Annotated in this window: 5 protein-coding genes and 1 pseudogene; 3 read left to right on the forward strand and 3 right to left on the reverse strand. The window is 49.2% G+C overall.

The genetic code is table 11. The features are described from left to right. The first annotated feature begins 37 nt into the window (after positions 1–37). On the forward strand, positions 38–1,390 hold the full coding sequence (locus DJ74_RS16710; RefSeq protein ID WP_094527985.1) for a restriction endonuclease: 1,353 nt from the start codon (positions 38–40) through the stop codon (positions 1,388–1,390). Between the two features lie 155 nt (positions 1,391–1,545). Here DJ74_RS16710 and DJ74_RS20075 read toward each other — a convergent pair. Next, positions 1,546–1,825 (reverse strand): annotated as a pseudogene (locus tag DJ74_RS20075) (tyrosine-type recombinase/integrase); the annotation flags it as partial. A 169-nt stretch (positions 1,826–1,994) separates the two neighbouring features. On the opposite strand from DJ74_RS20075, the gene DJ74_RS18900 reads away from it, so the two are divergent. Further along, positions 1,995–2,414, forward strand: a complete 420-nt coding sequence (locus tag DJ74_RS18900) for a hypothetical protein (protein ID WP_141212745.1) — start codon at positions 1,995–1,997, stop codon at positions 2,412–2,414. Here DJ74_RS18900 and DJ74_RS16715 read toward each other — a convergent pair. Next, the gene (locus DJ74_RS16715; RefSeq protein ID WP_176451371.1) at positions 2,411–4,327 is read right to left on the reverse strand and encodes a DUF2254 family protein; all 1,917 of its coding nucleotides are present in this window, start codon (positions 4,325–4,327) and stop codon (positions 2,411–2,413) included. The genes DJ74_RS18900 and DJ74_RS16715 overlap by 4 nt on opposite strands. A gap of 10 nt (positions 4,328–4,337) precedes the next feature. Continuing rightward, complete coding sequence (locus tag DJ74_RS16720; protein WP_094527987.1) at positions 4,338–5,270, reverse strand: DpnII family type II restriction endonuclease; 933 nt, start codon at positions 5,268–5,270, stop codon at positions 4,338–4,340. A 679-nt stretch (positions 5,271–5,949) separates the two neighbouring features. Between DJ74_RS16720 and DJ74_RS16725 the strand changes: the two genes are divergently transcribed. Further along, positions 5,950–7,182, forward strand: coding sequence for a site-specific integrase (locus DJ74_RS16725; protein ID WP_094527988.1), 1,233 nt, complete (start codon positions 5,950–5,952; stop codon positions 7,180–7,182). Positions 7,183–7,281: the final 99 nt, after the last annotated feature.

A 7,281-nucleotide genomic window follows, 5' to 3' on the forward strand; every position in this document is an offset into this window, starting at 1 on the left:
TAGCTATTAATCCGTCTCGGAAAGTAGCTCTTAATGAATGACCGGAATTGTGATTCTCCCCGCTGGTCGCGACGACGCTTTCGAGGACTACAAGCGGTTCGTTCGAGACGGGCATCCTATTGACGACATCGAGTCCTATCTCGATGAGGACGACCTCGAACTGTTCCGGACTACATCTGACGACGATCTTGTCCACGTTTGGGGTACCTCGGTAGCTGGTACGTGGCGGAACGTTGAGCGTAATGACATCGTCCTCGTCTACCATGATGGAAAGTTCGTCGCGAGGGGTCAAGTCCTTCAACTGCGGCACGACCCTAACCTTGCGGAGTACCTCTGGAAAAAGAATGTCGACCACGGCCGATGGGACGACGAGAGTCCCTGGGAGTACATGACCTTCTTGACAGATGTCGAGGAGGTCGATGTCGACATCGAGGAGTTTAACACGCTAGTCGGCTACGACGAAACCTACCGACCCCAAGGTTTCACTCGGGTCGCCGACAAGCGGCTCGACCAACTCGCCGGGGAGGAGTCGGTCGAGACCGCCATCGCCGACCTGACCGATTCTGGCGAGCGTGTCCACCCTGTCGACGACGAAGAAGACGAAGACGACGAAGATGATGGACCAACCCCCGATCTTGCCGACCAACTTCGAGCAGCCAGCACGGACGGAACTGCCCACGAGGAATTTGAGAAACTCGTTGCGAAGGCCTTCTCCAAACTGGGGTGTACCGCCGACTGGATCGAGGGAGGGGGTGATACCGACGTGGAGATCCGATCCCCAGAACACGTCGTTGTCGAAGTGAAAGCTCGGGGTAATGGGCGGGTCAATTCCCTAGAGGTCACTAATGTAGACAAGCACCGCCGCCAACGAGGTGCCGACCATGCTATCGTGGTTGCCCCGGGATTCGCCCCGAAGGTCATCGACAACGCCGAGACGACCGACCTGACCACCCTCGCCGTCGACGACCTCGTGGAGCTCCTCGACCGCCGGGACCGATACGCTGTTCCCCCGGAGGAGACCCTAGCTCTCCTGACCCGCTCCGGGGCCTTCCAAGACGACAGGCTTGATCTCCTCGACGAATCCATTCAGGACCGCGTTGACGCCGGAGAGACCCTCCTCGCAGTCATCCGGGCCCTCGAACGCGCCGATGGGGCTGTGGAAACGGCGGAAGACGTCCGGTGGATCGTGGTAGGCATGGAGGACTCCGACGATGTCCCGACCATCAAAGAGGTTCGGTCCGCCCTCCAGCTCCTCGCACACCCGAGCATAGGGGTCGTTACACAGGACGAGGACGGGTATCGAGTCACCACCGACTACGAGAACGGGGTCCAGCTGGTGCGGTCCCTCGGAGACGTTGTGCAATCCCCTGCCGAAGAAGGGGACAGTTAACAAGCGGAGTGACCGATTTCGACATTTCAGTTCCATCAAAACCGTCGAATTTGAGTATTACGTGTGCCTCCTCTCTTCCCGTCTCTGGGGATTCAAGCGATCCCTAGTTTTTGCCGGGAGGTTCCTCGGGAGTCCCGACCAATTTTTCTAGGGCGTTACCCATGAAGCCCGGCAGATTCGAAGGCGTCGTCAACGACGTTTGGGGTAGGGGCGTTGAGATACGGCTCGATAGCCTGAAAGGAGTCCCAACCGCCGACCTTCATCACCACTTGGGGATTCATGTTTTCCTCCACAAGTAACCGCTGGGCGAATCGCCGGCGTAGGGTCGTGAGAACTCACGTGGTGGTAGTCCGAATTTTCCGTCTCCTCCGCGGCAGCCTGGGCCGTGCGATCAATGGCTGCTCTGACACCCCAGACGGAGTGATCGACGAAGGGTTGGTCGGGGGCGATGTTCTCCATGTTCTGATACTGCCGTAGGGACCGCTCCACCCCCTTTTTATATGTTGATCGTGCCAGATCTCCATTGGATACTTACTGCCTTTCCTCACCATGCTCACCATACCTTTAACAGAATAGCTATCAACGGAATAGACAGATCAAAGCGATGGGCAAAAATGCGGAGCTCTCAGATTTTGCTGATATTGTCCAGTCACCTCATCAGGGGACACGTGGCGTAGTTTTAGATCGTTCGACAACACGGGAATATATCTCTGTTCGTGGAAGAACAACAGTCCAAAGTCATAACAATATCAATGTTGATGAAGTAATTTCTGCTGTCGCTTGTTCATCTTGTGGAGAAGTAGTGATAGTCCGTGGATGGGGAGGCGAACACACTGGTGAAGGATCAGTCCATACCTACACTTACGCGCCGACCGGACACTGTACCCAGTGTGGAGAGTTTTGCGAAGCATGGGTTCTGTTTCATGTTGATGGAACAAATTTACGCTTACATTCATTTGAAGGACAGATCAACTGTACAGCTGCGCGGATTCCAAACCCAGATCAATTTAAGAAAATCTGCTAGGCCCAATTATAATAATCGTATAGTGAGGTTTGGGCAAGTGGGCGTAACTCTGGCAAGCTTCGTCTAATGATCTCAAGTTGCGGTGCAGTAAAATCGCCAGTCACAACGGGGCCGATACAAATGTAGCGTGAAACTCCGTCAAACGACAACGACTCAACTAAATCACTATTGATCTCCTCGGAAATAACGAGCTTGATGATTTGTCCATCGGCTGTCTCCGGATCCGAAATCAATGTATACTCTGCATTGGCGGGTGAACTCATAAAGCGACAGCAGTCTACTTGATCACCGATAACACTTGGCTGGTTGCGAATAAACTCAACCGCTTTGTCTGTATTCCAGCTCCCCTGTCGATACATGTCAATTGCCTCAGAAACCATGTTTTCGGCCAAACTCCTATGCTGATATGCTGTTTCAATTTGGCCCTTGTTGTTAGTGATGCTGAGAATCGCGACTCCATTACGCCGCTGCACCTGTTGTTCTGAAACTTTCTGAAGTGTTTCGATTTTCTGGCGTGTAATCTCCGGCTGTGCTGCTCGCAAAGTATCTAGTATGGTATTCTTTCCTTCCGTATATTCGTCAGTGTGATGGGCTACATGAAAAATTGTCAACTCAAAAATTATGGTTACCAACCATTCTCTGTGGGACCCCAAGTCACTCATACTCCGCCCATAAAGCTGAGGCCAGAGTTCGAGAAATTGTCGTGATTCCTGTGGGTCAGCTGCTCGAAATGTGCGAACTACGTTCGTCAGAACTTTTCCGGTCTCTTGCTCCCAGAGTTCCACTGGGTCTGTAGCCATTTTATCATCCTTTGTCTGTTTACTGTTGATCACACCTGCATGGGTTGACGAAATTAGATTTTCAAAAAAGTCTTGTCTCCCCTCCTGAACCAATTCGGTTTCGGCATGAGAGAGAACATACTCCAGTCGGCTAGCTGTCCAATATGAACCAGTGAAATGTTTTAACCGTGATAGGATTGTCTCGTCGTCGATAAGCGTATTATTTTTATTCTCATCGCGAATCCGGAATAACGCTTGGATGCCTGTAAAATGGGCGTCATACCAGTCTTCAGTATCTGTTTCAAGTGTTTTAAGCAAATCGGTGAGATCTTCCACTGCCTTCTCAGCCTGATCAATCTCGTCGTTTTCAATACACTGGCTGATGATTCTTGGATAATACAATTGAAATGCGTTCTGGCAGACTTTTTCACCTTTAGACTGCTCTAACCCCGTAATAGCTTGTTCAAGTAGCGTATGGAGTTCGCGTAGTCCTTTTTTTACTACATTATAGTCAACTGTCCCGATAGAGCTTGAAATAATAACATATAATTGATAAAGCGGTTTCTCCTGACCGCCGCTTTCTTTTGGATCTAATTCATTAGATATATCACTAACAGGGCTTGTCCGGTTTGCAAGTTCTACTGGTTCGTACCTTGTGATTGTCGTAATTAGACTACTTGGTGTGAGGACACCAACACTATTGAAAATAAATTGGTATAGAACAAACGCATTGATAGCTGCCCATGCCGATACACTCACCACTGCAATAGTAAACCAGCCTGTACTGTAGTGCTCAATATTGTACACCAAAATAAGATCAAACGCGATAGAGGCAATGAATGTAGAAAGGATCTTTTTGAATGAAGATGACCGTAGTGACGATCTGACCAGCTCTGTTGAGTATCTATCAGCGACTAGTTGGACATTCAACAGTGTGACTGATGCGACGATTGCCACAGCACTTGACTGAGAAATCGCTAACGAATTCAATAGCGTCCGAGTAGTCTCCAACGAGGTCCCGATCTCGAGACGCGTCTGGTGGAAGACAAGGCTTGTAATGATAGCTATTATGGCCCCGGTGACTATCCAATTTGTATGATCACTGATATTGATGTTGTGATCGCTTGTCGTCACAATGATCCCCTTAGTTGAAGTCTTCTAGATTTGTGTCCTGATCCAACTTGACTTCATCCTCGCTCACGGCCGGGCCATTCTCAAGGAAATTACGGATGTCTGCTTCAAGTGAAGTTGTTACCTGTTCGCTGTTGTAGACATCAATTATGCGCTTGTAGGCCTTCTCAATACTTTCTGGTGACTCTTTCCAGCCCTCCCCATCAACGATCCAGACAAATTCGATCCCCGCATTCCGTAGCTTTGTTGAGAGTCGATCAAATGATTGGATCAGCTCGTGAATTTTCTGCGAGAAGCTATCGATGTACTTCACCTCAAAGACAATCTGTGGTTCACTGTCATCATATAACACGTAATCAAAAATATTCTCCTCTGTATTGGAGTTTGTAATAACACTTTCCTCAGCGGCGAGGTTAGCCGTTGATGATAGGTCAGCAGAGATATCCTGTAGACTCTCAGCAATTAATCTTTCAAAATATTGGGGATTTTGTTGGTTGTTACGGTGTTGTTGATTATTGAATAACTCAAACTGCTCTAGATGGCCACTTAGCTTCTCTCTAGATCGGAATAGCCGGTGTGCACCGACTTCCGTAAGATCTCTTGCAAACTGTTCACTACTTTCAGATTCTAGGTTGGAAATTCTAGTCTTAGTGAGATCCCAAGTGACATCTTTTGACTGAAGCCTGCTATTCCGGAAATAAAGAAGATCAAACAGAATATTACATCGGTTCTCAGCCTGCTCATGTCGAACAAATTCCTGTAGTATAAACTCCTGAGGAGAGCTCTCGTCTTCCATAATGGGTAAGACATCGGCCTTGCTTTCGACAGCTGATTCAATTTTATTCCATGAAATCACGTCGGTCAGCGGCACTGGTGAGCTTAAAAGTGATCTTTGGAATTCTTCGGCAAACTTGTCGACAAAGGGTCGATGTTGGCGGATTGGCATCTTTATACATCTATTCCTATTGCCGGGCGTAAAAATGTGGAGCTTATCCGGTAACGGGTAGTTATAAACGAACTTGATTCGATTCTTGCGAATCTAACACGAAAATTTGTAGCTGGTTCTTAATAAATAGCTGTTCTGTACGCAATTATTCCCTCTTGTGACCAGTTGCTTTCCGGCACAGACCGGTCAATTTTTGAAGAAGTCAGAACACCGCAGACATGGAAAGTAGTAGGTCGCAGCCTTGAGCTATGTATCTGGATTTTTGTCTTGCTTCCGATCGACTTTTCCTCCAGCGTAAACGCTGGGAAATTCATCATCAGCTTGCTTGAAATTCTCAAGATCGGTAGAATTGAGCTTTCCAGCTTTGATTAGCGTACCAATCTCACCAGCACTAGCTTCTTGTCGGGCTCAAAGGATTTCAACAAAGTCAGTGGTCAATGAGCAGCTCTCATTAACCGGTTGTCTCAGTCGATATTATGTTTAAATGATAAGGTGTGGAGAGAATTCGTTTAATTGTCATCAACTAATTCTTCCACGGAAGATATCCAGACGATTTAAATACAAATATTAGAGCAGGGCTTTCGCCTTCATGCGATCTTCAAAATAGGCGCTTTCGGTCTGTTGAGATCTCTACTGTCGGTTTTACATATACCCATATTACCCGAATGGCTGGACATCGATGAATGAACAGAAATCTGACGACCCCCTCCCCGTTGATCAAGGACCGACGAGTGGCGTGTGGGACGATGATCTAAGCCTTCAGGACCAGTCCGAAGACGAGATCGACATAGCTGCGATTGTACGAGACAAAACACTCGTCGTGCTCAATCCACTGCAGGAAGAGGACTTCGTCTCGGAGATGCACGACTGGTATCAGTGGTTGCTGACGAAAGGCAACAAGATCGACGAAAGAGATCCGAGAGGACAAGAAGAAACCACTGCGACCAATTACCTGCAGAGGTTTTCCAGAATTGCTCCCAAGATCTGGGAGCAGAACGGAAGATACACGCTACAGTTTTCCAACGAGATGGGCGACTGGTACATTGCTCAGCTCCGGGACGACGAGATTACCAAAGAAGATGGCTTGCCGTATGCCGATTCGTCGAAACGCAAGCAAGCTTGCTGCTTGCTGAACTACTATCGGTTCCGGTACGATATGCGGAACGGCGATCCATGGGAGCCGTTCACATTATTCGATCCGGACTCGGGAAGTCACGTCGCTGATCCGATCAAGCTGGATGAGCGCCGACAGATCAGTGAAGCCGCACTGACTTACAAGACGGTGAAGCGGTACAACAACTGTACCCCGCAGGAACGCGACCGGATCAAGGCCGAGCTCGCACAGCGTCTCGGAAGAAAAAAATCGGAGGTAACGAAGAAAGATTGGAAAACGGTCAATCGCTGTTACAAGTGGCCCAGTATCATCATGATGGGACTCGACGCTGGGCTCCGCCCTGTGGAAGTAGCACGTATCGAGGTCGACTGGATCCACCTTTCCGACGGGACACTCCACATTCCGAAGGAAGATGCGGCAAAAAGCGACAAAACCTGGGAGGTGCAGTTTACCGAGCGGACCAAGAAGGTATTGGAAAAGTGGATCCGACAGCGCGCAGCGCTACCGAAATACGACAAATCGGATCTGCTCTGGCTCACTCGCGAAGGGAACCCATACAGTTCGGGCCCCTTGGGTCGTAATCTGCGAAACGTGATGGACGAAGCGGGAATTGATTACGAAGACCGCGACATCTCGTGGTACTCCTTGCGGCACTCACTCGCGACCTACCTCGCAACCACGGCGGACTCCATCGAAGAAGTTCGTCAGCAGATGCGACACAAGAAGATCGAATCCACGCTTCGGTATCTCGAGCCCCCGGGCGAAACCGTCGAAACTCATCTCGAGATGATCAACTAAGTCTCCTAGTGATTGTGAAAAAAGAGGTTAGGAGTTCGTTCCGTCGACGTTGAACGTCGTTATCCCATTCGGTTCAATGTGCTTTGTTGAATCCGATGA

The sequence above is a fragment of the Halorubrum sp. Ea8 genome (assembly GCF_002252925.1).
In the GTDB taxonomy this organism is placed as follows: Archaea; Halobacteriota; Halobacteria; order Halobacteriales; family Haloferacaceae; genus Halorubrum.

Bases quoted from the DNA above. Each gene is read 5' to 3' on its own strand.
- DJ74_RS16710 (WP_094527985.1), top strand. From the start codon at position 38: ATGACCGGAATTGTGATTCTCCCCGCTGGTCGCGACGACGCTTTCGAG.
- DJ74_RS18900 (WP_141212745.1), top strand. From the start codon at position 1,995: ATGGGCAAAAATGCGGAGCTCTCAGATTTTGCTGATATTGTCCAGTCA.
- DJ74_RS16720 (WP_094527987.1), bottom strand. From the start codon at position 5,270: ATGCCAATCCGCCAACATCGACCCTTTGTCGACAAGTTTGCCGAAGAA.
- DJ74_RS16725 (WP_094527988.1), top strand. From the start codon at position 5,950: ATGAATGAACAGAAATCTGACGACCCCCTCCCCGTTGATCAAGGACCG.